The organism is uncultured Eubacterium sp. (assembly GCF_934295145.1).
Classification (GTDB): Bacteria; Bacillota; Clostridia; order Lachnospirales; family Lachnospiraceae; genus Eubacterium_I.
The window spans coordinates 18,036-44,995 of the sequence record NZ_CAKRAS010000009.1 but is presented as its reverse complement, the minus strand read 5'-3'; the positions used below and the strand labels follow the sequence as shown (position 1 = coordinate 44,995).

Genomic DNA, 26,960 nt, shown 5'->3' with positions numbered 1-26,960 from the left:
AAAACTGGACAAAGAAATAAGCAAAATGCACAAAAAAGAGAAGAAGAAATACAAGAATATGCCAAAAATGTGAATTTAAAGAAAGAAATAATTGACAAAAGCAAGGGGGGGGTAAAATACAACTAAATTAATTGAGAGAAAAATTTACTAAATAAATTCAATAGTAGGGGGCGAAAAAATGTTTAATGTTCCAGAAGTAAAAGTGGGTGTGGTTGCTGTTAGCCGCGATTGTTTCCCGGAAAGTCTTTCTGTAAACAGAAGAAAGAACCTGATAAAAGCATATCAGGACAAATATGGAGAGGACAATGTTTATGAATGTCCAATCTGTATTGTAGAGAGTGAAATTCATATGATGCAGGCTCTGGAGGATATCAGGAAAGCAGGATGTAATGCTTTGTGCGTGTATCTCGGAAACTTCGGACCGGAGATTGCAGAAACAATGCTTGTGAAAAAATTTGATGGTCCGACAATCATTGTTGCAGCAGCAGAGGAAGAAAATCTAGTACAGGGACGTGGCGATGCTTACTGTGGAGTCCTTAATGCAAGCTACAATCTGGCACTTAGAAATACAAAAGCCTATATCCCGGAAGAACCGGTTGGAAGCGCGGAAGAATGTGCAGATATGATTCATGATTTTGTAGGAATTGCAAGAGCACTCATCGGACTTTCTTCTCTGAAAGTGATCAGCTTTGGACCGAGACCATTAAACTTTCTTGCATGTAATGCACCGATTAAACAGTTTTACAATTTAGGGGTTGAGGTTGAAGAAAATTCAGAATTGGATCTGTTTGAAGCTTTTCATAAACATGCAGATGATCCTCGTATTCCGGAAGTTGTGGCAGATATGGAAAAAGAATTGGGAGATGGAAATAACAAACCGCAGATCTTACCGAAACTTGCTCAGTATGAACTTACACTTCTTGACTGGGTGGAAGCGCATAAAGGTGCATGCGAGTATGTGGTATTAAGTACAAAATGTTGGCCGGCATTTCAGACACAGTTCGGATTTGTTCCATGTTATGTAAACAGCCGTCTGGCAGGAAAAGGAATTCCGGTATCCTGTGAGGTTGATCTGTATGGAGCATTAAGCGAATACATTGGTCAGTGCATCAGCGGTGATACAGTTACTTTGCTTGATATCAACAATACCGTAACAGATGCAATTTATAATGAAGATATCAAAGGAAAATTTGATTATAGAAAAGGTGAGACATTCATGGGATTCCACTGTGGAAATACATGCTCCACAAAACTGGTAAAACATTCCATGGAATATCAGATGATCATGGCAAGAAGTCTTCCGGAAGAAGTTACGCAGGGAACACTTGAAGGTGACATCATTCCGGGTGACATCACATTCTATCGGCTCCAGAGTACAGCCGATGGAAAATTAAGAGCTTATTTGGCAGAGGGCGAGGTGCTTCCGGTAGCAACAAGATCTTTCGGAGCAATCGGAATCTTTGCAATCAAAGAGATGGAAAGATTTTATCGCCATGTACTGGTTGAGAAAAATTATCCGCACCATGGAGCAGTTATGTTCGGTCACTTCGGAAAACAGTTATTTGAAGTGCTGAAATACATTGGTGTGGCACCGGAAGAAATCGGTTACAATCAGCCAGCAGGCATGCGTTACATTACAGAGAATCCTTACAGATAATAAATGAGGAAAAGAAATATGTATTACATAGGCGTGGATTTAGGAACTTCAGCCGTTAAACTTGTATTGATGCAGGGAGATGGCACAATCAAAAATACAATCTCCAAAAGCTATGAATTATATTTCCCGCATCCGGGCTGGTCAGAACAGAAACCGGAAGACTGGTGGAAGGCAGCAATCGAGGGATTGAAAGAACTGACAGCAGAGTGTGACAAAACTCAGATTGCAGGCATCAGCTTTGGTGGACAGATGCATGGGTTGGTAATCTTGGATGACAAAGATGAAGTGATCAGACCGGCAATCCTCTGGAACGATGGACGTACACAAAAGCAGACAGATTATCTGAATGAAGTGATCGGCAAGGACAAACTTTCAGAGTATACAGCGAATATCGCATTTGCAGGATTTACCGCACCGAAGATTTTATGGGTAAAAGAAAATGAACCAGAAAATTTTACAAAGATCTGCAAACTGATGCTTCCGAAAGATTACATTGCATACAAATTAAGTGGTGTACTCAGTACCGATTATTCAGATGCTTCCGGTATGTTATTGCTGGACGTCAAGAATAAATGCTGGTCAAAAGAAATGATGGATATCTGCGGTATCACAGAAGATGTGTTGCCGAAGTTATATGAAAGTTATGAAGTAACTGGAACTTTAAGATCAGAGATCGCAGCAGAGCTTGGATTCCCAGAGACATGTAAGATTGTTGCGGGAGCTGGCGATAATGCAGCAGCAGCAGTCGGAACTGGAACCGTGGGTGATGGAAAATGCAATGTGTCCCTCGGAACAAGCGGAACCGTATTTATCTCCAGCGAGAAATTTTGTGTAGATCAGAAAAATTCCTTACATTCCTTTGCACACGCAGACGGATGTTATCACCTGATGGGTTGTATCTTAAGCGCAGCTTCCTGTAATAAATGGTGGGTAGAAAATATTATCGGAAGGAAAGATTATGATACAGTACTCGGCGGTATTTCCGAACTTGGTGATAACCCAGTGACATTCCTTCCTTACTTAATGGGAGAGAGATCACCACACAACAATCCGAATGCAAGAGGCATGTTTATCGGAATGTCAATGGATACGACACAGACACAGATGTCACAGGCCGTTCTGGAAGGCGTTGCATTTGCAATTCGTGATTCTTTCGAGATTGCAAAATCCCAGGGAATTCAGATTGAAAGGACAAAACTTTGCGGTGGTGGAGCAAAGAGCCGTATCTGGAGAAAAATCATAGCAAATGTCCTTGGAATCAAAGTGGATATTCTGAAAACAGAAGAAGGTCCGGGACTTGGAGCAGCGATGCTTGCAGCAGTTGCCTGCGGAGAATACGCAAGCGTAAAAGAAGCGGCTGACAAGATCGTAGAAGTAGTAGAAACCATTGAGCCGGAACAGAAAATTGTTGAGAAATACAATAAACAGTACAACAAATTTGTGCAGATGTATCCGACAGTGAAAGGTTTATACGAACTATAAGAGAATGTAACAGTGAAAAAACTGATACAGAATATGGGATTCAAGAGAGTGAATTCTGACAAAAGAAGGAGGAGCGAAAGAATGAAAAAGAAAGTGATCGCAGCATTAATGGTAGCAGCTATGGCTGTAGGGTTACTTGCAGGTTGTGGGGGCGCATCTGATGATAAAGGTGGCGCAGCAAACACTGGATCAGCCAGTGAGGAAACGAGTTCCGGCAGTAAGAGCGAGTCAACAGATGGGGTATTAACAAAAGTTGATCTCACAGGACAGGATATTTATGTAGGTATTGCACCAGGTTCTGGTGGATCTGCATGGCGTGATCAGATGGTGAATGATATCACAGGTGTTCTTGATGAATATAAAGAAAGCGGAGACATCAAAGGATACAAAGTAGTAAATAATGCTACAAATGGTGATGCCAATGAACAGGTTCAGATTATTCGTGATTTTATTGATGATCCGCAGGTAAATGTGATCATGATCAACCCGAATGATACAACATCACTGAACGAGGCAGTTTTAGATGCAGAAGCAGCTGGAAAACTTGTAGTTGTTTATGACGCATCTATTACAGCAAAAGGTATCTTAAATGTATCTGTAGATCATTATCAGTATGCGTATGGTCCTGCAAAGACATTGCTTGATATTATCGGCGGTAAAGGTACAGTAGTTGAGGTGTCTGGTCTTGATGGACATCCGGCTAACGTAATCCGTATTAAAGCAACTGACGATGCAATCGCTGAGTATCCAGACGTAACACTGGCTGCAAATCAGCCAGGTGGCTGGGATAATACAACATCAAAATCTGTAACAGCAGCAATCCTTGCTTCTGGTATTAAACCTGATGGAATCATTTCTCAGGATAATGGATGTTACGGTGTTCTGCAGGCTTGTATCGATGCAAACTACATTCCGAAGGTTGTTTCCGGTGATGGTTCCAAAGCGTTCTTTACAGCTTGGAAAGATCTGGTAGACAAAGGAGAAGATTTTAATGCAGTAGTAGTTCCGAACCCTCCGGGAATTGGTGCTACAGCAGCAAGAATCGCAGTTAAAATTGCTCAGGGTAAAGAGTTTGATGAGAGCCAGCTTACAGTTGAAGATGGCGTAGCTACATATGAGTATGTTGTTACAACTGTTTACACAAACGATAACTTTGATGAAGGATGGGAAGTTGTAAAAGACTTTACAGATGAGCAGTGTATTGATGAATATATGACGGATGATGAAGCAAACGCTCTGTTCAAATAATAACAGATTTAATGAAGCATAATTTCTGATGAAATCATAAGTAGATACCGGGGTAGATGGGGAACTGCCCCCTCAATCCCCGGTATTTTGCTTTTACACATTATTATCGCGTTCCTGTTGAAACTAATAGGAAGAAAAATGAATGGCTTTTGAAGGGTAGATAAGATGGAAAATAAAATAATCCTTGAGGCAAAAAATATAGTAAAAGAATTTAATGGCGTTCCGGCTTTGAGTGATGGTAATCTCGTCTGCCGAAGCGGAAAAATTACCGGATTGCTGGGAGCCAATGGTTCGGGTAAAAGTACAATTTCCAAATGTATTACAGGTGTATATCACAAAAATGGTGGTACCATCACATATTTGGGGAAAGATGTAAATTTCAAAAACCCGATGGATGCCAAAAAAGCAGGAATTGCGATGGCATTCCAGAATCTGAGCCTTTTACCGGATCTGACTGTATGGCAGAACATTGTAATGGGATTTGAGAAAAAGAAAGGATTTTTCCTGGATGATTCGAATGCAAAACATACGGCTGCCAAAATTTTGGAAGATTTCGTACCGGGCTTTGATTACAACAGAAAAGTCTCTGAACTTAGTCCGTCAGAGATGCAGATTGTGGAGGTGGCAAAAGCAATCTCGCAGGAACCGAAAATGCTGATTCTTGATGAGCCGACAGCCGCACTGGAACAATCGCAGGTTGAGATTTTATTTAAATACATGAGAATGCTTGCAGACCGAGGAGTCGGTATGGTATTTACTTCTCACAGAATGTGGGAAGTAATGGATATCTGTGATGATATCATCGTTTTCAAAAATGGTGAAGTTGTTGGCAGATTAGACTTTGATAAAGATGAAAAAGACGCAGATGTGATCATTCAGATGATCACCGGAGAAAAGAAAGTTGTCTCCGAGAAGCGTACATATAAAGAAATCCCTGATGAAAGAACCATTGATATTGAACACTTGAATTACAAGGGGATTTTAAAAGATATTTCTCTTCATATTAAAAAAGGTGAAGTACTTGGAATCGGCGGATTGTCCGGTCAGGGACAGGAAGAATTACTTCTTGCGATCTCCGGTGATTACAAAGATATGAAGTCCAAGATTAAAGTAAATGGAGAAGAAGTATTACTGAATGCGCCGCATAAAGCGATTGAGCGTGGAATCCTCCTGATTCCAGGCGACCGTCAGAAGGAAGGTCTGATGATGCAGAATAGCATCTATGAGAACCATATTCTTCCGAAGGCAGCATTAAAGAGAGAGCCATTCGTTCTTCCGAAGAAGAAATACAGAGAAGAATGTCTGGAATCTAAAAAGATTCTTTCTACCAAGTCAGATGGCATTGAATGTCCAGTATCCAGTCTTTCTGGTGGTAATGCACAGAAAGTTGTTATGGGAAAATGGCTGCAGGTAGAATCTTCGCTGATTGTACTTTCCGATCCGGCAAAAGGTGTTGATGTAGGTGCGAAAAAGGATATGTACGATATTGTACAGAACATCGTGGATGAGAAGCATATTTCCGCACTGCTCTACGCCAGTGATAATGAAGAGCTGATTGATAACTGTGACCGTGTGCTTGTAATGCATGAGGGAAGTATCGTAGGTGAACTTGTTGGTGATGAGATTACAGATGAGGCATTGGTTGAACTCTCCATGAAGGGTAATCACAAAGAGGAGGAAGCATAAACATGAATACAAAGAAAAAATCTGTTCCTGCTTTCGTCAGAAAACCGGAGTTTGTTACAATCATAATTTTAATCGTAATGATCATTGTTGTAGCAGTGCTGCAAGGAAACTTCTTTGCACCGTCATCACTTCAGAATATGATCATTTCCTGGACACCGATCATTCTTCTTACAATCGGACAGGCAGTCGTAATTATTTCCGGCGGTTTGGATATGTCCAGTGGTAATGCAATGGCATTTATGCTCTGTATTCTTGCAGGTATTATGAAATCAGCAACACCGGGAAGCGGCGTGATCGCATTACTGGTATGTTGCCTGGCAATGGTTGGTATTGGTCTGTTAAATGGTGTATCCGTTGCATACTTTAAACTTCCGCCAATTATTGCAACATTTGCAACATCTTATATTTACCTTGGAGCCGCATTGTTTATCATGCCATCTCCGGGCGGCAGTTGTGCAAACTGGATGCGATTTTTCTACAAATTCAGCTCGGTTGAGAATATGCCGGCAGCTTTAAAAGCGTTTGGTGACAAGATTCCAACAGGCGTACTGATGATTGTTGGTGTTATCGTACTTTGGTACATCATCAGCAGAAAGAAACTTGGGCGTTATATCTACGCTGTAGGTTCTGATCGAAATATCGCATATGACAGTGGCGTTAAAACAGTAAAAGTTCAGATCATGGCTTACGTATTTGATGCATTCTGCTGTATGCTGGCAGCGCTGTTCCTTGTAGGACAGAACCAGTCAGGTAGTGCCCGTCTTGGTGATGCATTAACACTGAAGAGTATCGCATCAGCAATTGTCGGAGGTGTTTCACTGGCAGGTGGTACAGGTAATGTATATGTAGCCATTGGAGGTGCAGCAATCATCAGTTTGGTATCAAAACTAATCTCTTTCTCCGGCATCAACAGTGATTATCAGACCCTGGTAAGTGGAATTATTCTTCTGGTGGCAGTATCCAGTTCCGCAATTATCAGACTGGTGAAAACACTTACAGCAAAGGAGGGCAAAGAGAATGAATAATACAGCAGCAAATGGCTCAAAATCATTTATCAAGAAAAATTCAAGCCTGATCCTTTGTATTATCCTGATCGTTATCCTGTTCGTTATGGGAAATGCGATCACCGGTGGACAGTTCGCTTCCGTAGGATCGACTGTTAAGTTCGCAGCATTAATCGCAATCTTCGGTCTTGGTCAGATGTTGATTATCTGTACAGGTGGTGACATCGATTTGTCCGTTGGTTATACAGCAACATTAGTATCCTGTGTAACAGCAGGTATGATGGATGGTTCCAACATGAACCTCTGGAAAGCAATCCTGTTTGCTCTGATGGTTGGTATCATCGTTGGTCTTGTTAATGGATTCATGACAATTTATGCAAGAATTCCTTCGTTGGTTGTAACGCTGGCAATGTCTCAGATCCTTCAGGGTATTGTAGATATTTACTCAGCCGGCGCAAGTATCGGTGGTGAGCCAAGTCCATGTCTGAAATGGCTGGCAGGTCAGCAGACTGGTCCGGTTCCGAACATCGGATTCCTGCTGATGATCATGACAGTAGTCGTAATGTGGCTCCTGTACAAAACAAAATTATCCAGTTTATACGTGGCAACTGGCGCAAACCCAAGAACAGCACATCTGTCAGGTGTAAAGGTTAATCTCATCAGAATGTCTTCTTTCGTTGTCTGCAGTATCATTGCAGCAATGATGGGGCTGATCCTTCTTGGTAACCTTGGAATGGCATTCAAAGATATGGCATCTACTTATGTAATGCCAAGTATCGCAGCCGTAGTAATCGGTGGTGTATCAATCAAAGGTGGTCAGAGAAACTATATTGGAGTTATTCTTGGAGCAATCGTACTCCAGACACTGACAAACCTGTTTGTAGCGCTTGGTTACGGCGACAGCGGTAAGTATTTAGGATCCGGAATTATTCTGCTTCTCATGTTAATCGTATATGTTCGTGAGAAGACAAGCAGATAATTTTTCAGATACAATATTTTTTAATCTTAAAGAAAGAGGTGTAAGGTATGGACAACAAAGTAAGAGTTGCGGTAGTTGGATTAGGATTTGGAGGAGAGTTTGTACCGATTTATCAGGCGTATGAAAAAACAGAGTGTGTAGCTGTTTGTCGTAGAAATGAAGAGGAATTAAACAAATTCGCAGATGCGCATGGGGTAGAGAAACGCTACACAGACTATGACGAGTTATTAAAAGATCCTGATATTGATGCAGTACATATCAACACAGATTTACTTTCACATTATACTTTCGTAGAGAAAGCATTAAAAGCAGGTAAACATGTTGCTTCTACCGTTCCTATGGGAATGACAGTTGAAGAGTGTGAGAACATTTGTAAACTGGAGAAAGAAACTGGTAAAGTATACATGTTGATGGAGACATCCATCTATACAAGAGAGTTCTTATATTTTAAGAGCTTATATGAGAAAGGTGATATCGGACGTTTGCAGTTCCTTCGAGGATCTCACCAGCAGAATATGAGTCTTCCGGGATGGCCATCCTACTGGTATGGTATGCCACCAATGCATTATCCGACTCATGCGATTGCTCCACTTTCTGAAATCCTTCGTAAACCGATTAAAACGGTTCGCTGTATTGGTTCCGGACGTATTCGTGAAGAGTATGTTGGAAAGTATAATTCTCCATTTGCAGCAGAGTCTGTGCAGTTAACATTTGCAGATTCTGATGTGGCAGGTGAGGTTACACGTACATTATTTGATACAATTCGTCAGTATCGCGAAAGTTTTGATTTCTATGGTTCCAAAGAATCATTTGAGTGGGAGCAGTGTGTAGGTGAAGGTCCAGTTATCTATACAGGTATTGAAGGTGCAGAACATATTCATGTACCGGATACAGATTATATGCTTCCAGATTCTATTAAAAAGTTCAGTTTGAAGAACCAGATTGAAGACCAGGATCATGTATCCTTTATTCAGGGTGATGGACATGGTGGATCACATCCGCATATGATTCGTGAGTTCATCGATGCAATCCTTGAGGGCAGACCAGCTCATGTAAACTCTGTTGTAGCTGCTAACTGGAACGTAGCCGGAATCCTGGCTCATGAGTCTGCTATGAGAGGCGGAGAAATCATCGAAATGCCAGACTTCACTCAGTTTTAAGAGTTAAAAAGTATATGATTATTCGAAGCCGGTGTAAACCGGCTCCGGATGATCGAATCAAACAAAATCTTATCGGCATAATAAAAAGGAGATCATTATCATGAAAAAATATACAGGAAAAGAATTCTTTGTAAATACAAAACAGTGTGAGACACAGAAATTCCCTTGGGGAACACTTCAGTGGACAATTGAGCCACGTACAACAGGTACAGACAATATGACAGGTGGTATTGTTACTCTGCTTCCGGGATTAGGACACAGTCAGCATAGCCATGAATGTGATGAGATTCTGTATATGATTGATGGAAAAGATTGTGAACAGTATATTATTCTGGAAGATGGTACAAGAATCTCTGAATTGATGCAGCCAGGCGATTTTGTACGTATTCCGGCGCATCTTGAGCATGGAACCGTAAATGGACCGGATATGACTACACATATGGTAGCTGTATATCAGGTTCCAGGCTCCGAAGCAGTTCTTGGAAAACAGGCAGATGAAATTATTCCACCAGAAGAATAAAATAATTTACTCTCCAATTAAAAGTAGATTTCTTCCTCGTGATAGGGATAATATATAATCTCTACAGGCAGACTCAATGGCAACGGTAGTTGCTGTTGGGTCTGTTTATTTTGCTCTATATTATGAAATAAGCACAGTCAGTGACCGTGCTTATTTTTGCATGAAAAAGAATCTTATGTAGTTTCGCGTTCTACCAATTTTGTGGAAACATAAACGAGGAGTGTTCCGTCGTTAATGCATTCTGCACCGGAGTAGAACTCTGTGATGCGATTGTGGAGGAGATTAACCGCTGTTTTGCCAATCATCTCTTTATCTACATCGATGGCAGTAAGAGGAGGTTCCACCATCGAACACAAAGGCATGTTATCAAATCCGATAACTGCGACATCTTCTGGGATCCGATAGCCATGTGCTTTTAGTGCGCGAGTGCATGCCGTTGCAATTACATCATTATCTGCAAGTAAAGCACGGGGTGGCTGATTATTATTGAGCCACTCACTCATATCGTTATATGCTTTCAGGGAAGAAATGCCTACATCGATCATAATATAATTCTGATCAAGTGCTGCCTCTTTGCAGGCATTGAAAAATCCTTCCTGACGTCTGCGAAAGTTATCAATTTTGGATTTGGAACGCAAGTAACCAAGATCTGTATACCCTTTTGCTAAAAGGTATTTTGTGGCATTGTAAGAGCCGCGGTAATTATCTGTAACAACACAGTCAATACCAAGAGCTTCGATATAGTTATCGACCAATACCATGGGAAGGTTAAGGTCAAACAGTGGGCGCAACTCTTCTAACCGAGAACGTTCAATAGATGTTCCGAGAATGATCAGTCCCGTAACATCTGCAGAAATTGCATTTAATTGTAATGTTGGATCTTCGTCGGCGCGATAATAACTTACAAGAACATTGTATCCATATCGTTTTGCATATTTTTCGATTCCTTGCAGTATGTAGGAATAGAAAGTTGTTTCTTGAATGATTTCACGCTGATTGCTTAAAAAAATAACAAAGCGAATATTTTGTGGTCCGGCAGTTGTAACTTTTTGTTTTGCATAACCCAGCCTTTCTGCTTCTGCAAGAACAAGTTCTCTTGTACTGTCACTGACACCAGGTTTGCCGTTTAGAGCCAATGATACAGCAGATGGAGACAGGTTAAGTTTTTCTGCAATTTTTTTTGCTGTGATAGCCATCTTTTTTCTCCATAAATTATTTATTCTAAGTTGTAATTAAAACTCAAACGTACTAAAATATAACTTTATTATACACTAAAATTTATATAAAGGAAAGAAAAAAATATAACTTTTTGATCAAAAGCTATATATGCAAATTTATATGATCAAAACATTTACATAAAAAAACTGCTGTACCAATGTTGATACAGCAGCTTGTAATGCATAAAATTAATTGTGCTAATAAGGACTTAAAATTAAGCCTCTGCGATAGCACCTGTAGGACATGTACCTGCGCAAGCGCCGCAATCGATGCAAGCGTCAGCGTCGATAACGTACTGAGCATCTCCCTCAGAAATAGCACCTACTGGACATCCACCAGCACATGCGCCACACATTACACAAGAATCGCTAATTACGTATGCCATAATTTTTTCCTCCTTAAAAAATACTTGTTCGTCAAGCTTTCCATAAGCTTTTTCCCATAATAATATAAAAAATCAAAAATTGCAAGCACTCTCTGATATAAAACGATCAATAAGGGTGCTTTTTTGCGATTGTATTGAACTTAATACATATTGACACTTGAGTTAGTATATGCTATCATAGATGTTGAGTAAGTTTTCCTGTTTGGAATAAAGGAAAAACTTGCTCATTTTTATTTTACTTTGGAAAACTTCATGAATTATTCAGAAAAATCATCTTGCAACGTTAAGATAGATGATATAATATGTATATTTAGCAAGAAATAATAATTACAGGCATTTTACGCCCTTTTTCAAGAAAAGTGATACGCGGAATGTACTGCAACATGCATAAAAGAAGTTGGACAATGGGAGAGATTGACTATGTTAAATTACAGAAAATACAAAAGAGTGCCGGTATTACATTACCCGGAGCGTGAATGGCCGAATAAAGAGATTGAGCATGCACCAATCTGGTGCAGTGTGGATCTGCGGGATGGAAATCAGGCCCTGATCGATCCGATGAATGTAGACGAAAAAATGGAGATGTTCCAGCTGCTGTTAAAACTTGGTTTTAAGCAGATCGAGATCGGTTTCCCGGCAGCATCTCAGATTGAGTATGATTTTTTACGAAAATTAGTCGATGAGAATATGATTCCGGACGATGTACAGGTTCAGGTTCTGACACAGTGCAGAGAGCATCTGATCGACCGTACGTTTGAGGCAATTCAGGGAATCAAGAATGTAATCGTTCATATTTACAATTCGACCTCTGTACTTCAGCGTGATGTGGTTTTTCATAAAGATAAAGAAGCAATCAAACAGATTGCCATTGATGGAACAAAAATGGTAAAGGAGCGTGCTGCAAAATTTGACGGAAATATCCAGCTGGAGTATTCTCCGGAGAGCTTTACCGGTACGGAAGTAGAATTTGCACTGGATATTTGTACTGCAGTTCAGGATGTCTGGCAGCCGACACCGGAAAACAAGATTATCTTCAACCTTCCGGCGACTGTTGAGATGAACACACCGAATGTGTATGCTGATCAGATTGAATGGATGCATAAACATTTTAAAAACAGAGATTCTATTATTTTAAGCGTACATCCGCACAATGACCGCGGAACAGGTATTGCTGCTACAGAGCTGAGCCTGCTGGCAGGAGCTGACCGTGTGGAGGGTACTTTATTTGGAAACGGCGAGCGTACCGGTAATATTGACGTGCTGAACGTAGCATACAATATGTTTTCACAGGGTATTGATCCGGAACTGAATATTGAGAATATCAAAGAGATTATTGAAGTATATGAGAGATGCTGTAAGATGGATATCGACATGCGCCATCCGTATGCAGGAAAACTTGTATTTACTGCATTTTCCGGTTCTCATCAGGATGCCATTAACAAAGGTGTGCACGCACTGCGCGAGCGCAACACAGGAATCTGGGAGGTTCCGTATCTTCCAATCGATCCGGCAGATATCGGCAGAGAGTACGAGCCGGTGGTTCGTATCAACAGCCAGTCCGGCAAAGGCGGTGTAGCTTTCGTCATGGAATCCATATATGGTTACAAACTTCCGAAGGAAATGCACAAAGAGTTCGCGGATGTTATTCAGAAAATATCCGAGGAAAAAGGTGGAGAGATTGCACCGGAGCAGATCTTCGATGCGTTCAAGCATGAATATATCGCATTGGATGATCCGTTTGAGTTCAATAAAATCCGCGTGGAGGATGTCAATGACAAAGACTGCGTGGCAACCATTGATTTTAAATATAAGAAAAAACCATACCATATCGAAGCAAAAGGTAACGGTCCGCTGGATGCTGTCAAGACAGCCATCAACAAAGAATTTGACCTTGATATACGCGTTATGAACTATTCTGAGCATGCGCTTGGATCTGGTTCTCATGCGAGAGCAGCTGCTTACATCGAGATGAGAGACAACAGCACCGGAAAAGTACTTTTTGGCGCAGGTGACAGTTCTAATATTACAAAAGCAACAATCCGTGCATTCTTCAGCGGATTGAACCGTTTAGCTATAAAATAAGAGACAGACACTTGAAAATAAGACGAGGGATGCTATGAATCAAAAGAAAAAGTATGGCTGGTGGAAGCATATAGATTTTATGATCATTGATCTGATCTGTATTCAGATTGCATACGTGGCTTCTTACTTCTTCCGGCATGACACACTGCAGCTTTATCGTGAGACGAGTCTGTATGCACATGTAAACATATTGCTGATCATTATTGATCTCTGTTATGTGTTGCTGCGTGGAACTTACAAAAATATTTTAAAACGTAGTTTTATCAGGGAGATAGAATCCGTTCTGGTCCACAACATTATCATGTGGGGGCTGGTTATGGCATATCTGTATGTGACGAAGCAGGCATTTTGGTTTTCCAGACAGGTATTCCTGACCTCTTTTGGATTTACAATCATTTTCATGCTGGTAGGCAGATTTTTGTGGAAGCTGAACATTCGACGAATTGTATGGAAAGGAAAAAATCAGCCAAACTTCCTGGTGATCAGCACGGAAGAGTATGCGTCAGAGATGGTGCGTCAGTTTTCCAACCGTATGTACAATGGATTTAACCTCGCAGGTCTGGCAATCATGAACCGTGATCTTGAAAATGAAAAAATAGAGGGGATTCCGGTTGTATGTAACAAAGACAATCTGCTGACTTATATTCAGAAGAATGTCATCGATGAGGTTATGATCAAATTAGCGCAGGATGATAATGAAGTGGATGAACTGACCTGGACACTGCTTCAGATGGGCGTGGTCGTGCATATTGCATTGGATTACACGGATGACGCACTTCCAAACCGAACCATTGAGCGCATTGGTGGTTATACCTGTATGACGACCAGTATCAATACAGCAAGCAGTATTCCAATGGGATTAAAGCGACTGACAGATATTGCAGCAGGTATTGTGGGCTGTGTGATCACCGGTATTGCTTTTATTTTCGTGGCACCGCTGATCTATAAGGCGTCACCGGGACCAATTTTCTATTGTCAGGAACGTGTCGGGAAAAATGGACGCCGGTTTAAGATGTACAAATTCCGTTCCATGTACATGGATGCGGAAGAACGCAAAAAAGATCTGATGGCACAGAATAAGATGCAGGGCAACATGTTCAAAATGGATAATGACCCGCGTATCATCGGCAGTGAAAAAGGTCCGGGCAAGGGAATTGGAAATATTATCAGATCCTTGAGTATCGACGAACTTCCGCAGTTTTATAATATTCTCAAAGGTGACATGAGTCTTGTGGGAACCCGTCCTCCTACAGTGGACGAGGTGGCAGCATATGATCTGCATCACAAAGTCCGTCTGAGTATGAAGCCGGGTCTGACAGGCATGTGGCAGGTAAGCGGACGAAGTGAGATCACAGACTTTGAGGAGATTGTTCGTCTGGATGCTTATTATATCGAGAACTGGAGTTTGAAACTGGATCTGAAAATTATTTTAAAGACATTTAAAGTCGTTTTTGCAAAAGAAGGCGCAGAATAAAAAGTTACGAATCGTACATGGTGTACAGGAGGTATCGGATGAAAAAATATGATTATCTGATCGTAGGAGCAGGATTATTTGGTGCAGTATTTGCACACGAGGCAAAGGCAGCAGGAAAGAGTTGTCTGGTTATTGACAAACGGAACCATATTGCAGGAAATATTTACACTAAGAAAGTACACGATATTGATGTTCACCAGTATGGTGCACACATTTTCCATACTTCCAATGAGACGGTATGGAATTATGTAAACAGCTTTGCAAAATTTAACCGTTACACCAATTCACCGGTTGCAAATTACAAAGGTGAGATCTACAATCTTCCATTTAACATGAACACATTTAACAAACTCTGGGGTGTTGTAACGCCGAAGCAGGCACAGGAGAAGATCGAAGAGCAGAAAGCAGCTTTCCATGTGGAAAATCCGCAGAATCTGGAAGAACAGGCAATCAGCCTGATCGGACCGGATGTATACACAAAACTGGTAAAAGGCTATACCGAGAAGCAGTGGGGAAAACGTGCTACAGAGCTTCCGGCATTTATCATCAAACGTCTGCCGGTTCGTTTTACTTATGACAACAATTACTTCAATGACGATTATCAGGGAATCCCAGTAGAGGGATACACCAAGATGATCGAGCGCATGTTGGATGGCGTAGAAGTGAAACTGGAAGAGGACTTTCTGAAAAACAAAGACTCCTGGATGGAGCAGGCTGACAAGATTGTTTATACCGGTATGATCGATGAGTATTACAATTACTGCTACGGAGAATTAGAGTACCGTTCCCTGAAATTCGAGACAGAAGTCATCGAAGGGGAAGAAAACTATCAGGGAAATGCAGTTGTAAACTACACAGAGTATGAAGTGCCGTTTACACGAATTATTGAGCATAAACATTTTACTTATGGCACACAGCCGGATACTGTTATCACCAGAGAGTATCCACAGACATGGAGCAAAGGGGATGAGCCTTATTACCCGATGAATGATGAGAAAAACCTGAAACTCTATGAGCAGTATACAGAACTTGCAGTAAAAGAAGGAAATGTGATCTTCGGCGGTCGACTTGGCATGTACAAATACTATGACATGGATGATACCATCGAGGCAGCATTAGACTGTGTACAGGCAGAACTTGCAAAATAAAGAAACAGAATCATATCAGGCGGCAGGACAGACGAAGTCTGGATTGCTGCCTGATTTACCTCAGTCGAGAAGACTCCCACTTCTGCAAGGTGAGTAATATCAGTGAGTGATTGCTCTGCATAGACAGCAGAGTTAGACAGGAGAGATACGTGACAGAATTATCATTAATTGTACCATGCTATAACGAAGAACAGAATGTGGAGGCTTTCTATGCCAGATGCTTAGAAGTTTTTTTGCCGGAAACATTCGAAGTTGTTTTTGTAAATGATGGCAGTAAGGATGGCACATATAGAAAATTACAGAGTTTACATGAGAAATACAGCAACATTCTGGTAGTGAACTTTTCCAGAAATTTCGGAAAAGAATCTGCCATTTATGCAGGATTGAAGTATGCTACCGGAACTTATATTTCTATCATTGATGCAGACCTTCAGCAGGATCCGGAAATTGTCCGGAACATGGTAAAAATTCTGGATGAAAAGCCGGAAGTGGATGTGGTTGCAGCTTATCAGGAACAGCGCCATGAAGGAAAGCTGATGGGGTGCTGCAAAGATCGTTTTTACAAATTTATCAACCGTCTGAGTGAAGTGGATTTACGGGAAAATGCCAGTGATTTCAGAACGTTCCGGTCAAATGTGCAGGAAGCATTACTTGGGATGCCGGAGTATTTTCGGTTTTCCAAGGGGTTATTTTCCTGGGTTGGATTCGAGACGGAATATATTCCGTACGAGGCGGCGGAGCGTTTTGCAGGTACGACGAAATGGAATTTTGCGAAGCTGTTTCAATACGCGATAGAGGGGATTGTATCATTCTCTACCGTACCGCTGCGGATTGCAACATTTTGTGGAGCTATTGTGTCTGTCATTGCCATTATTTACGGTATCATTATCATTGCACAGACGTTGATCACGGGAATTGATGTGCCGGGTTATGCGACCACCATCGTTGTCGTGTTGTTTTTGGGTGGCGTGCAGCTCCTGGTGATGGGAATTCTGGGCGAATATCTGGCGAAAACATATATTCAGGGAAAACATCGACCAGTCTATATTGCAAAAAATGTGTTAGAGAAAGAGCCAGAAGCAGAAAAGGAGAGCTAAATTGGAACAAAAAAAAGAAGATATATTTGACCGGCTGATGCATTTACCGGGGCTTCGGATATTTGAAAAAATTTACAAAAAAAACAAAGAGGTTTTGCTGTACTTGTTGTTTGGCGGACTGACCACCATTGTCAGTATCGGAACATTTGCATGGTTTAATGTGGGAATGCATATGAATGAACTGATTGCAAATGTGATTTCCTGGGTGTTTGCAGTTACATTTGCTTATGTGACAAATAAAATCTGGGTATTTCAGTCAGAAACATCAGGATTCGTAGCAGTGCTGGAAGAGATTGCCAAATTTTTTGGTGGACGTCTGGCAACCCTGGGAGTGGAAGAACTGATTCTGTTTGTGTTTATTAGCTTATTGCATGGAAACAGCATGATTGTAAAGCTGATTGCGCAGGTTGTGATCGTAATTTTAAATTATATTATCAGTAAAATTTTTGTGTTCAAAAATAAAAAATAGTGAATGATACAGCTTACCTGTTGCATAAAACGTGTAGAAGGTAAGCTGTTTTTTATAAAAGCATATTACGTAAATTTCTAAATAAAAAATAAAATCAATGGAATCTAAATTGACATAGAATAACCAAGGTGCTATAATTCCTCCCCGATGTGTCGATAAAAGAGATATAAGACACCATTCTTGAATGAAAAAACTTACAGATAAAATAAAGAGGTAAAATAAGATGACGTTTTATCAAGAATTACAGTTGAATCAGGCTGGATCGAAAGCAGTGATTCGTAGTTGTACAGATAAAAAAGAAAAAAGGCGGCATATAGCAATTTATTTGTTTAAAATTTTTATAACAATGGTATTCTGTATGGCAGTTGTTATTGGATTCAGCAAAATATTTGGAAATGACAACAGTATTGTAGGCGTTGTGGTGCTGCTTTGTGTGATGGCATTCCGTTTCGCAGATTTCGGCATCCGGACACCGCATGCCATGGGTGCGCTGGCAATCATGTTTGCAATTCTGACTTTTGGTCCCCGTCTGGCAAATGCCGGTGGACTGGCGCAGGAGTTTCTTGTGAACACGGTTTGCATTTTGATTTTGATGGTGCTTGGTTGTCACAATGTGGTCATGTTTAATCATTCTACATTACTGCTGAGCTATTTGCTTTTGTATGGTTATGATGTGTCCGGAGAGCTGTACATTCAGCGACTGATCGCTATGGGAATCGGTGCAGCGGCGACATTGATCGTATATTACCGGAATCATCATAAAAAAGTTTATAAGCGAAGTTTGAAAGACATTTTTCGGGAATTCGATATACATTCTCTGCGTACAAGATGGCAGATCACGATGGTATTTGGTGTGACAACGGCTATGCTGATTGCCGGATTGCTGCATATTCCGCGTCGGATGTGGATCGGAATCGCGGCGATGTCTATTCTGGTGCCGTTTCACGAAGATGCAAAGCAGCGTGCCCAAGCCAGAGTTCCGGGGAATATTGTTGGATGTTTTGTATTCCTGGCGCTGTATTATTTCTTGCCACCGTCCATTTATAATTATGTAGGTGTGATTGGAGGAATCGGTGTGGGACTTTCCGCGACTTATGGATGCCAGGCAATTTTCAATACTTTTGGAGCGTTGTCGATCGCGGTTGGAATCCTGGGACTTCCGGGGGCGATATTTTTCCGAATTTTCAATAACTTTTTCGGAGCCATTTATGGTGTGCTTTTCGAACGTGGCTTCGGACGGGTGCTGGATCGGGTTTCAGTGGATTCCCGGGAAACTTCGGCTTAAGAGAGGGGATATTTAAAGCGAAATCGGAGAATCTTTCTGCGACAGCTAGACGTTCACTACCCTCGTTTTGCTTCGGTTTTATCGCGCTCGTTCCCAACTTCTATAAAAGCTGGTCGTTTCCCACTCGCGCAAAACTCGCAAAACTCAGTCGTTTACTTAATCGCTTGCCGCAGAAAGATTCTCCGATTTCGCCATTTAAGTTATCATTATTTTCCGTTAGTTTACTTAGTTGAAAATATGTGTGGCACAACATAAGGGTAAACAAACAGTGAGGTTTAATTTCATAACGTAGAGAAGAAGGGGCTCTGGTTATTTTTCTCGGCAAGCGATTGTTAGCTGACGAGACAAATAACCAGAGTCCCTTTTTATAACTCTATATACTAAAACACACAATTACCCGGAACGATTAACGATGAGCTGTCCGGAACGTCACGAACCGGAAATGTCCGTCGAGTTTTTCGCCAATAAGTCCGATGACTTTTCCCATGGTGAAGGCCGCCAGTACCGTTCCGATACCAAGTCCTTTGATGCGTCCGATACCGATGAAAGTGATCAGTGCTGTTGTTGTCAGACAGATAACATCAAAAGATATTTTTACTTTTGCGTATTTAAAGTTTTTGATGGCAGACAGTTCTCTTGGGAAAAGGTCTGTCGGAATGATCGGCAGTCTACAGCGGTTGGAAAGTGCGATTCCGAGGCAGAGCAGCAGATAACTGATGATAAAGTAAAGGATTCGCATTGGAATGTTATAAGGAAGAATGGAGATCCAGCTCTTATAAAAATCCAACATCATGCTGAATGCAAATCCTACGACAAAACTCAGTAAGTATTCCAGAATGAAACGTTTGCGTAAAATCATCAGGGATGCAATCAGGATTGCCTGAAAAATATATGTCCATGTTCCAAGGGATAGGAATGGAAATACTTCAGAAAATGCGTAAGGTACGCTGGAAATGGCTGAAATTCCGGAGCCGGAATAGAGCATCAGCACCACGCCAAAACTGTTCATTATAATTACCAGAAGCAAGGCTAATTCCCCGCGAAAAATATGTCTTTGATCCTGCGAATATGTATCATCCATGATCATGCCTCCAATTAGTTTTTAGCAGTATATACACCAACTGCACACCCGAGTTTAGCACGAAAGGAAGATGTGTTCAAGTTTCTGTTTGGTCCTTAGTGCATCCGCCGAAATTCCAGTGGTGTCATGCCCGTCGCTTTTTTGAACATGAAAATAAAATGGCTGGTATCGGAAAAACCGATCATACTGGCGATGTCCTGCACTTTCAGGTAAACGTTGGTCAGCAAAAGTTCTTTTGCTTTGTTGATGCGGTGCATGGTCAGATATTCGTACACAGAGCAGGAGAAAAAACGCCGGAACAGACGGGAAAGATATTGCGGTGACACAAATACTTTTTCACTGAGAGCCTGTGTGGTCAGGTCTGCAGAAAAATTTGTTTCTATTTCCTGCACAACGGGTACAATGTATCTCTGATAGAGTGGATCCTGCATATGAGCCAGTCCATTCATACAGTCTGTGAAGTTCAGCAGTAGGTTGTAGCAGTTGACAGACAGAAATTTGCTGTCCTGCTGACCATGTGCAGCAATCTCATCTACACATGTGGCAATCTGGGAAGCAATCTGCTGTACCTGCTCTTTTTCAACCCAGATTACGTCTCTGTTTTGCAACATTGCGGAAATGCTTGTTTCTAATGTACCTGTAAAGGTTGCAAAGGCGGTGATCCATGTGTCGGAATTTTTTTTGTAAGAGTGCGGAATGAAAGGTGCGATCAGAAAACCTTCATTTTCCCGCAATTCATAATAGTTTCCCTGTATTTCAATCTGCCCGCATCCGGATTCGGTCTGCAGATAATGATAATGCGGATAGCCTTCCGGGCGGCTGGTTTCTTCTTCTATCCATTGATTCCCAATGGAATCAAACATGAATGGTGCACTCACGGGTGTATTCCTAAAATAGATTGGCATAATAACCTCCCCAAAAACTTGTTTCAAAATGTTATATTTTTTAGCGAAACTTATTATACACCCAACACATGAAATCTGCTATACTGAAGATACTTAATGTAGTAGACAACACAGCAATCTGATTTACTTTAATCAGGAGGAGGAACCTATGAAACAGTTTGATTATGCAATGGTAAAAGATCCGGAATATTTCCGCGATGGTCGTCTGGATGCACATTCCGATCATGTGTATTATGCGTCTGAGGAGGAAGCCTGGGATAAAGAGACTTCTTACCGTGAGTCCCTGAACGGGCTCTGGAAATTCCAGTATGCGAGAAATTATGAGAGTGCGATTCCGGGATTTGAGGCAGAAGCGTATAACTGCAAAGACTGGGAGGACATTTATGTGCCGGCTCATATCCAGATGGAAGGTTACGATGCACCGCAGTACGCAAATGTACAGTATCCGTGGGAAGGACATGAGGACATCCATCCGGGCGAGATTCCGACACATTTTAATCCGACGGCTAGTTATGTAAAATATTTCACTGTTCCGGAACAGATGAAAGGCAAACGTTTATTCATTTCTTTCCAGGGGGCTGAGAGTGGCCTGGCTCTGTGGCTGAACGGGAAATTTGTGGGCTACAGCGAGGATTCCTTTACGCCGTCCGAGTTTGAACTGACTGAGTATGTAAAAGAGGGCGAAAATAAACTGGCCGCACAGGTGTTTAAATGGACTGCCAGCAGCTGGTGTGAGGATCAGGATTTTTACCGTTTTTCTGGTATTTACAGAGACGTATATCTCTACACCGTTCCGGAAGTTCATGTAAATGACCTTCGTATCCGTGCAATTCCGGAGGAGTCACTGACAAGCGCAGATCTTGAATTGGTGACAAAAACATGGGGAAGCGGACAGGTGAAAGTTGTTCTTTCTAAGGATGGTGAGACCATTCTGGAAGATACAAAAGCAATCTCCGGAGAGGATGTATTTTTATGGAAAGTGGATGCTCCGGCACTCTGGAGTGCAGAAGATCCGCAGTTATACGATCTGGAACTGACCGTATCAGATGCAAATGGAAATGTACAGGAGATCATTCCGCAGAAAGTTGGTTTCCGTCGTTTTGAAATGAAAGACGGTATCATGACACTGAACGGAAAGCGTATCGTATTCAAAGGTGTAAACCGTCATGAGTTCAGTTCTGTCAGCGGTCGTCACGTATCCGAGGAGGAACTGCGCAAAGATCTGACAACGATGAAATTAAACAATATTAATGCCATCCGCACCTGTCATTATCCGGATATGTCCAAAATCTATGAACTGTGCGATGAGTTTGGTCTGTACATGATTGATGAGACAAACCTGGAATCTCACGGTTCCTGGGATGTGGCAGAGATGACAAAGGACTTTACATATACCGTTCCGCATAACAAACCTGAGTGGCTGGAGATGATGCTGGATCGTGCAAATTCTATGTATCAGCGTGATAAAAACCACCCGGCGATTCTGATCTGGTCCTGCGGTAATGAATCTTTCGGTGGAAAAGATATTTTTGAAATGTCACAGTTATTCCATAGAGAAGATCCGACCAGACTGGTTCACTATGAAGGTGTCTGCCATGATCGTAGTTACAACGACACCAGCGATATGGAAAGTCAGATGTATCCGTCTGTTGAGGCGATCAAAGAATTTTTGGCAAAAGATGCCAGCAAGCCGTTCATCTGCTGTGAGTACACACATGCTATGGGAAATTCCTGCGGTGCGATGCACAAATATACAGATCTGACCGATACAGAGCCGAAATATCAGGGAGGCTTTATCTGGGATTACATTGATCAGTCTATTTACAAAAAAGACCGATACGGTAAAGAATTCCAGGCATATGGCGGAGATTTTGGCGAGCGTCCGACAGATTATAATTTCAGTGGAAACGGTATTGCATACGGCGGTGACCGCGAAGCTTCTCCGAAGATGCAGGAAGTAAAATTCAATTACCAGAACATTACAGCAAAAGTAAGCGAAGATAAAGTAACTGTTATCAACAAAAATCTGTTTGTAAATACAGATACTTTTGATGCAAAAGTAACGCTGGCAAAAGACGGAAAAGTTGTTTGTACAAAACCGCTGGCAGCTGCAGTTGCACCGTTAAGTGAGGAGACCTATGATCTTCCGATTGCAAAACAGGAGCGTCCGGGTGAATATACCGTAACGGTATCTTTCCATTTAAAAGCTGATACAGTATGGGCGAAAGCAGGACATGAGGTAGCATTTGGTCAGTATGTATATCAGGTAGAAAAAGCACCGGTTGCATGCACTGATGAAATAGAAGTTATCCGCAGCACACACAATATCGGTATCCGCGGAGCTCATTTTGAGGTATTATTCTCTGTATTAAACGGAGGCCTGGTATCCTATAAATATGCAGGACGTGAGATGATTGAGTCCATCCCGAAACCAAACTTCTGGCGTGCGCCAATCGATAACGATTGTGGAAATCTGATGCAGATGCGTTATGCTCAGTGGAAGATTGCAAGTATGTATCTGAATTTCAAAGATTATCGCGATGGTATTTATGTAGGTGGACATCAGCCGCAGCTTGAGGTGAAAGAGCATTCCGCAGTGGTATCTTATACTTATGTAATGCCGACGACACCGATGGCAGAGTGCCATATTTCCTACGAAGTATTTGGTGATGGACGTGTAAAAACAACACTTACTTATGATCCGGTCAAAGAGCTGGGCGATATGCCGGAGTTTGGTGTCATGTTCAAGTTCAATGCAGATTATGATCATGTAGAATGGTACGGACTGGGTGAGGCTGAGACTTATGCAGACCGTAAACATGGTGCAAAACTTGGCATTTATAAAAACATGGTAGCTGACAATATGGCGCATTACATGGTTCCGCAGGAGTGTGGTGCAAAAGAAGAAGTCCGTTGGGCGAAAGTAACAGACCGCAAAGGCCGTGGAATGTTATTTGAGATGGATCCGGAAAATGGTCCGATGATGTTCTCAGCACTTCCGTATACACCACATGAGATGGAAAATGCAATGCATCCATATGAACTTCCGGAAGTTCATTACACGGTAGTACGCGCAGCAAAAGGCCAGATGGGAATCGGCGGTGATGACAGCTGGGGCGCACGTACTCATGAGGAATATTTACTCAAAACCGATGAAAAAATGACATTCAGTTTCGTATTTAAAGGGTTATAAAATTTCTTTTTAAGTTAAAGTGAATCAACGATAGGTTTTGAAAAGTTTTACGTTAAAGTGGCTCAACGATAAGTTATGAAAAAGGTCTCCGACAATTTTGTCTTCGCGGCTAACAATCGCTCGCTAAGAAAAAATTGTCGGAGACCTTTCTTCTACGTTATAATGTTATCCGAATGTTGATGGTTATTTTGAACAAGTGCTGCCACGAATGGTATTATACAAAGAATAAAAAATATTTGAAAAAATAATGTAACGTTTTTGATTCCAAGGGGTCTAATTTATAGAAAACAAAATCATGAGGATGTTTTTTGGGGGGTGAATACAGGTGAGTGAACATGAAATCAGTCAGGAAATCCTGATCGCAGAGTATGAAGCAGTATATTATTATGTGTTATCACTTTGTCATAATTCATCCGAAGCAGAAGATATTACACAGGAGACTTTTTGCCGGGCGTTGTATAAAAAGACGGCATTTAAGGGAAATTCCAGTATTTATACGTGGTTGTGTGCCATTGCCAGAAATATCTGGTTGAAGAAGATCAAAAAAGAGAAACGCAATGTGTCGGATGAGGTTCTTTTTAGGGAATTGGAGTGGAACGGTGAGACAGTTGAGTCAATGATCATAAATCGGGAAACGCTGAAATCTATTCACAAAATTCTTCATACAATGGACGAACCGTATAAAGAAGTATTTTCTTTGCGGACGTTTGGCGAGCTTCCATTTCGGGATATTGCAGATTTATTTGAAAAATCAGAGAGCTGGGCGAGGGTTGTGTATTATCGGGCAAAGCAAAAAATATTAGATCAATGGAAGAAAGAAGGTGGCTTTTAATGTCAGAGAAAAATAACATGAATCAAATTTCCTGTGATATGGTTCAGGATTTGCTGCCATTATATCAGGACGGACTTCTTCGGGATTCGACAAAAGATGCGGTGCGTCAGCATTTAGAGCAGTGCTCAGCATGTAGACATGTATATGAACAGTTGAAAATGCCTGTTGCCTTAGAAAAAAATGAGACAGAACAGGGCGTGGAACGGTTTCAGGCTATGGTGAAAAAGAACCGGAAAGCTGTGGAAAGCAAAATAGCTGTCGGCTGTGTGATTTCTGCAGTATCTGCAATTGTTTTCTTTTTCGTAGTATTTTGTGTACCTGTGATTCCAACAAATGAGAGCAATATGAGAGTCAAGGATGTATATTGTGTGAAAGAAGATGGCATTCAAAAAGTATATGTAAATTGTCAGTGGCCGGATAGCAGGAGAAGCGCAATTTACAGACCTTCATTTGTACTGAATGAAGATGGTTCTGCAACGATGAAGACTGCAAAAGAGTATAAACTTACCATAGCGGATAAAGTGAGCGGCCGTGCGGAAACTTACGATAATGAACTTTATGGAAGTGCATATGTGGAATTGGATACGCCGTGTAAAAGCATTATTTATGATGGAAAACAGATATGGTCAGAAGAAGACTATAGCAGAGAAACACCGGAATTTGTCTATGATTGGAAGGAAGTTCAGGATTGACAGAAGTAAATGGAGAGAGTAGAATACGATTAAAAATGAGTTCCATTTTGTTGATTGAAAGAGGAATCGTATGATAGGGTTTAGTATAATAACATGGTTTATCGCTGTTATCATGATGTGCTTGAGTATTTTTTTACTGAAAGGAAATTATACTTTTGTTCATGGGAAAGTATTTGACAAAATAAAGGATAAAGCGGGATACGCAAAACGTCTTGGAAAACCAGTTTTATTCCTGGCAGTTGGAATTGCAATTTCTGGAGTGATTGCTGTTGCGTTGTCGCAGGAATATGCTATGACGGTTGTAATCATCTTCTTGTTATTAGTGGTGGCAGTAACGATTGGTCTGTTTTACCGAGTAGACAAATATTTTCGAAAATCCCTGTCTGAATAAAAATTGAAAAACATTACGGCTCTTTCCTGCCACCGGGTAGGAAAGGTAAGCGTCAGAATTTCTATCGTTAGGTCTGAGAAGATAGGAATCCTGGCGCTTTTTGTTTGTGAGACGGATAATTCCATAATGGCTGTAAGGAATATTGACCATAAATATATTGTAGCAAAAGAGGAGTGAAAAAACGGGCATGAGTAATCCGATTACATGTTTAACAAAAAAGGAATGGGGAATCTGGATGGGAGCATTGCTGATTATCGTGGTATCAAATGTTTTTTCGGCAAATTTTAACGTGCTGACGCTGGTTGCTTCATGTGTTGGTGTTACATCTCTGATCATTGCGGCAAAAGGAAATGTATGGTCTCAGATTTTGATGATCCTGTTCAGCATTCTTTATGGAATCATCTCCTGGCAGTTTCACTATTGGGGAGAAATGATGACCTATCTTGGAATGACAATGCCGATGGCTATCTGGTCAACAATAACATGGATCAGAAATCCATCCGAAAGTGGAAAAGAAGTTGAGATTCAGCAACTGACGAAGAAACATGTATTTTTATTGGTTACCAGTACTACCGTTATTACAATTTTATTTTTCGAGATATTAGCTGTATTGGAAACACCAAACATTGTATTTAGCACGATATCGATTACGACAAGTTTCCTGGCGGCATCACTGACAATGCTGCGTTCATCTTATTATGCAGTCGGATACGCCGCAAATGATATTGTACTCATTGTACTCTGGATCATGGCAACGATGAAAGATCCATCCTATTTTTCAGTAACTATTATATTTATGATATTTTTCGTTTTTGATCTATATGGTTTTGTTAGCTGGAGAAAAAGAGAAACAGCAGTGTAACTATTTCCAAATGAGATAAGAATTGATTTTATAAATGGTTAGATGGTAAAAATTTCCTGTAGCAGAGTAAGTTTCAACTGAGTGAAATGTTCTGATTGGGTTGTTATCTT

General features: G+C 41.2%; 23 protein-coding genes. 19 read left to right on the top strand and 4 right to left on the bottom strand.

Annotated elements, in window-relative coordinates; genetic code table 11:
- Positions 1-178: 178 nt before the first annotated feature.
- From Q0I54_RS03085 to Q0I54_RS03050, 8 genes are all read left to right on the top strand, one after another.
- Complete coding sequence (locus tag Q0I54_RS03085; RefSeq protein ID WP_296116347.1) at positions 179-1,657, top strand: L-fucose/L-arabinose isomerase family protein; 1,479 nt, start codon at positions 179-181, stop codon at positions 1,655-1,657.
- 18 nt (positions 1,658-1,675) lie between these two features.
- Positions 1,676-3,139 carry a xylulokinase gene (gene xylB, locus Q0I54_RS03080; RefSeq protein ID WP_296116346.1) on the top strand — a complete coding sequence of 488 codons (1,464 nt, stop codon included), beginning with the start codon at positions 1,676-1,678 and terminating at the stop codon, positions 3,137-3,139.
- Positions 3,140-3,220: 81 nt separating this feature from the next.
- The gene (locus tag Q0I54_RS03075) at positions 3,221-4,387 is read left to right on the top strand and encodes a substrate-binding domain-containing protein (protein ID WP_296116344.1); all 1,167 of its coding nucleotides are present in this window, start codon (positions 3,221-3,223) and stop codon (positions 4,385-4,387) included.
- Between the two features lie 165 nt (positions 4,388-4,552).
- Positions 4,553-6,073, top strand: coding sequence for a sugar ABC transporter ATP-binding protein (locus tag Q0I54_RS03070; protein ID WP_296116342.1), 1,521 nt, complete (start codon positions 4,553-4,555; stop codon positions 6,071-6,073).
- Between the two features lie 2 nt (positions 6,074-6,075).
- Positions 6,076-7,098 carry an ABC transporter permease gene (locus Q0I54_RS03065; RefSeq protein ID WP_296116340.1) on the top strand — a complete coding sequence of 341 codons (1,023 nt, stop codon included), beginning with the start codon at positions 6,076-6,078 and terminating at the stop codon, positions 7,096-7,098.
- Positions 7,091-8,056: an ABC transporter permease gene (locus Q0I54_RS03060; RefSeq protein WP_296116338.1), complete on the top strand. Its 966-nt coding sequence runs from the start codon at positions 7,091-7,093 to the stop codon at positions 8,054-8,056. The genes Q0I54_RS03065 and Q0I54_RS03060 overlap by 8 nt, the downstream gene beginning before the upstream one ends.
- Before the next feature lie 47 nt (positions 8,057-8,103).
- Positions 8,104-9,216 (top strand): Gfo/Idh/MocA family protein, encoded by a 1,113-nt coding sequence (locus Q0I54_RS03055; protein ID WP_296116337.1) that lies wholly within the window; start codon positions 8,104-8,106, stop codon positions 9,214-9,216.
- Between the two features lie 100 nt (positions 9,217-9,316).
- Positions 9,317-9,736 (top strand): cupin domain-containing protein, encoded by a 420-nt coding sequence (locus Q0I54_RS03050; protein ID WP_296116336.1) that lies wholly within the window; start codon positions 9,317-9,319, stop codon positions 9,734-9,736.
- Between the two features lie 173 nt (positions 9,737-9,909).
- Here Q0I54_RS03050 and Q0I54_RS03045 read toward each other — a convergent pair whose 3' ends face one another.
- On the bottom strand, positions 9,910-10,932 hold the full coding sequence (locus Q0I54_RS03045) for a LacI family DNA-binding transcriptional regulator (RefSeq protein ID WP_296116334.1): 1,023 nt from the start codon (positions 10,930-10,932) through the stop codon (positions 9,910-9,912).
- A 236-nt stretch (positions 10,933-11,168) separates the two neighbouring features.
- The gene (locus tag Q0I54_RS03040) at positions 11,169-11,339 is read right to left on the bottom strand and encodes a DUF362 domain-containing protein (protein ID WP_296116333.1); all 171 of its coding nucleotides are present in this window, start codon (positions 11,337-11,339) and stop codon (positions 11,169-11,171) included.
- Positions 11,340-11,759: 420 nt separating this feature from the next.
- Between Q0I54_RS03040 and leuA the strand changes: the two genes are divergently transcribed.
- From leuA to Q0I54_RS03010, 6 genes are all read left to right on the top strand, one after another.
- Positions 11,760-13,421 (top strand): 2-isopropylmalate synthase, encoded by a 1,662-nt coding sequence (leuA, locus tag Q0I54_RS03035; RefSeq protein WP_296116331.1) that lies wholly within the window; start codon positions 11,760-11,762, stop codon positions 13,419-13,421.
- A 34-nt stretch (positions 13,422-13,455) separates the two neighbouring features.
- Positions 13,456-14,895 (top strand): sugar transferase, encoded by a 1,440-nt coding sequence (locus Q0I54_RS03030; RefSeq protein ID WP_296116330.1) that lies wholly within the window; start codon positions 13,456-13,458, stop codon positions 14,893-14,895.
- 38 nt (positions 14,896-14,933) lie between these two features.
- Positions 14,934-16,043, top strand: coding sequence for a UDP-galactopyranose mutase (glf, locus tag Q0I54_RS03025; RefSeq protein WP_296116328.1), 1,110 nt, complete (start codon positions 14,934-14,936; stop codon positions 16,041-16,043).
- A gap of 149 nt (positions 16,044-16,192) precedes the next feature.
- Complete coding sequence (locus tag Q0I54_RS03020) at positions 16,193-17,140, top strand: glycosyltransferase family 2 protein (RefSeq protein ID WP_296116327.1); 948 nt, start codon at positions 16,193-16,195, stop codon at positions 17,138-17,140.
- 1 nt (position 17,141) lies between these two features.
- The gene (locus Q0I54_RS03015) at positions 17,142-17,609 is read left to right on the top strand and encodes a GtrA family protein (RefSeq protein WP_296116325.1); all 468 of its coding nucleotides are present in this window, start codon (positions 17,142-17,144) and stop codon (positions 17,607-17,609) included.
- Between the two features lie 223 nt (positions 17,610-17,832).
- Positions 17,833-18,894, top strand: a complete 1,062-nt coding sequence (locus Q0I54_RS03010) for an FUSC family protein (RefSeq protein ID WP_296116323.1) — start codon at positions 17,833-17,835, stop codon at positions 18,892-18,894.
- A 406-nt stretch (positions 18,895-19,300) separates the two neighbouring features.
- On the opposite strand, the gene Q0I54_RS03005 is transcribed toward Q0I54_RS03010, so the two are convergent.
- Both Q0I54_RS03005 and Q0I54_RS03000 read right to left on the bottom strand, forming a co-directional pair.
- Complete coding sequence (locus Q0I54_RS03005) at positions 19,301-19,975, bottom strand: DUF6198 family protein (RefSeq protein ID WP_296116321.1); 675 nt, start codon at positions 19,973-19,975, stop codon at positions 19,301-19,303.
- 95 nt (positions 19,976-20,070) lie between these two features.
- Positions 20,071-20,880, bottom strand: coding sequence for a helix-turn-helix domain-containing protein (locus tag Q0I54_RS03000; RefSeq protein ID WP_296116319.1), 810 nt, complete (start codon positions 20,878-20,880; stop codon positions 20,071-20,073).
- A gap of 148 nt (positions 20,881-21,028) precedes the next feature.
- Here Q0I54_RS03000 and Q0I54_RS02995 point away from each other — a divergent pair, with 148 nt between their 5' ends.
- The 5 genes from Q0I54_RS02995 (at position 21,029) to pnuC (ending at position 26,850) form a co-directional block, all read left to right on the top strand.
- Positions 21,029-24,073, top strand: coding sequence for a glycoside hydrolase family 2 TIM barrel-domain containing protein (locus Q0I54_RS02995; RefSeq protein ID WP_296116318.1), 3,045 nt, complete (start codon positions 21,029-21,031; stop codon positions 24,071-24,073).
- Between the two features lie 325 nt (positions 24,074-24,398).
- Positions 24,399-24,905 carry an RNA polymerase sigma factor gene (locus Q0I54_RS02990; protein WP_296116316.1) on the top strand — a complete coding sequence of 169 codons (507 nt, stop codon included), beginning with the start codon at positions 24,399-24,401 and terminating at the stop codon, positions 24,903-24,905.
- On the top strand, positions 24,905-25,597 hold the full coding sequence (locus Q0I54_RS02985) for a zf-HC2 domain-containing protein (protein WP_296116314.1): 693 nt from the start codon (positions 24,905-24,907) through the stop codon (positions 25,595-25,597). Before Q0I54_RS02990 ends, Q0I54_RS02985 begins: the two co-directional genes overlap by 1 nt.
- Before the next feature lie 70 nt (positions 25,598-25,667).
- Complete coding sequence (locus tag Q0I54_RS02980; RefSeq protein WP_294786646.1) at positions 25,668-25,988, top strand: hypothetical protein; 321 nt, start codon at positions 25,668-25,670, stop codon at positions 25,986-25,988.
- 187 nt (positions 25,989-26,175) lie between these two features.
- Positions 26,176-26,850: a nicotinamide riboside transporter PnuC gene (gene pnuC, locus Q0I54_RS02975; protein ID WP_296116312.1), complete on the top strand. Its 675-nt coding sequence runs from the start codon at positions 26,176-26,178 to the stop codon at positions 26,848-26,850.
- Positions 26,851-26,960: the final 110 nt, after the last annotated feature.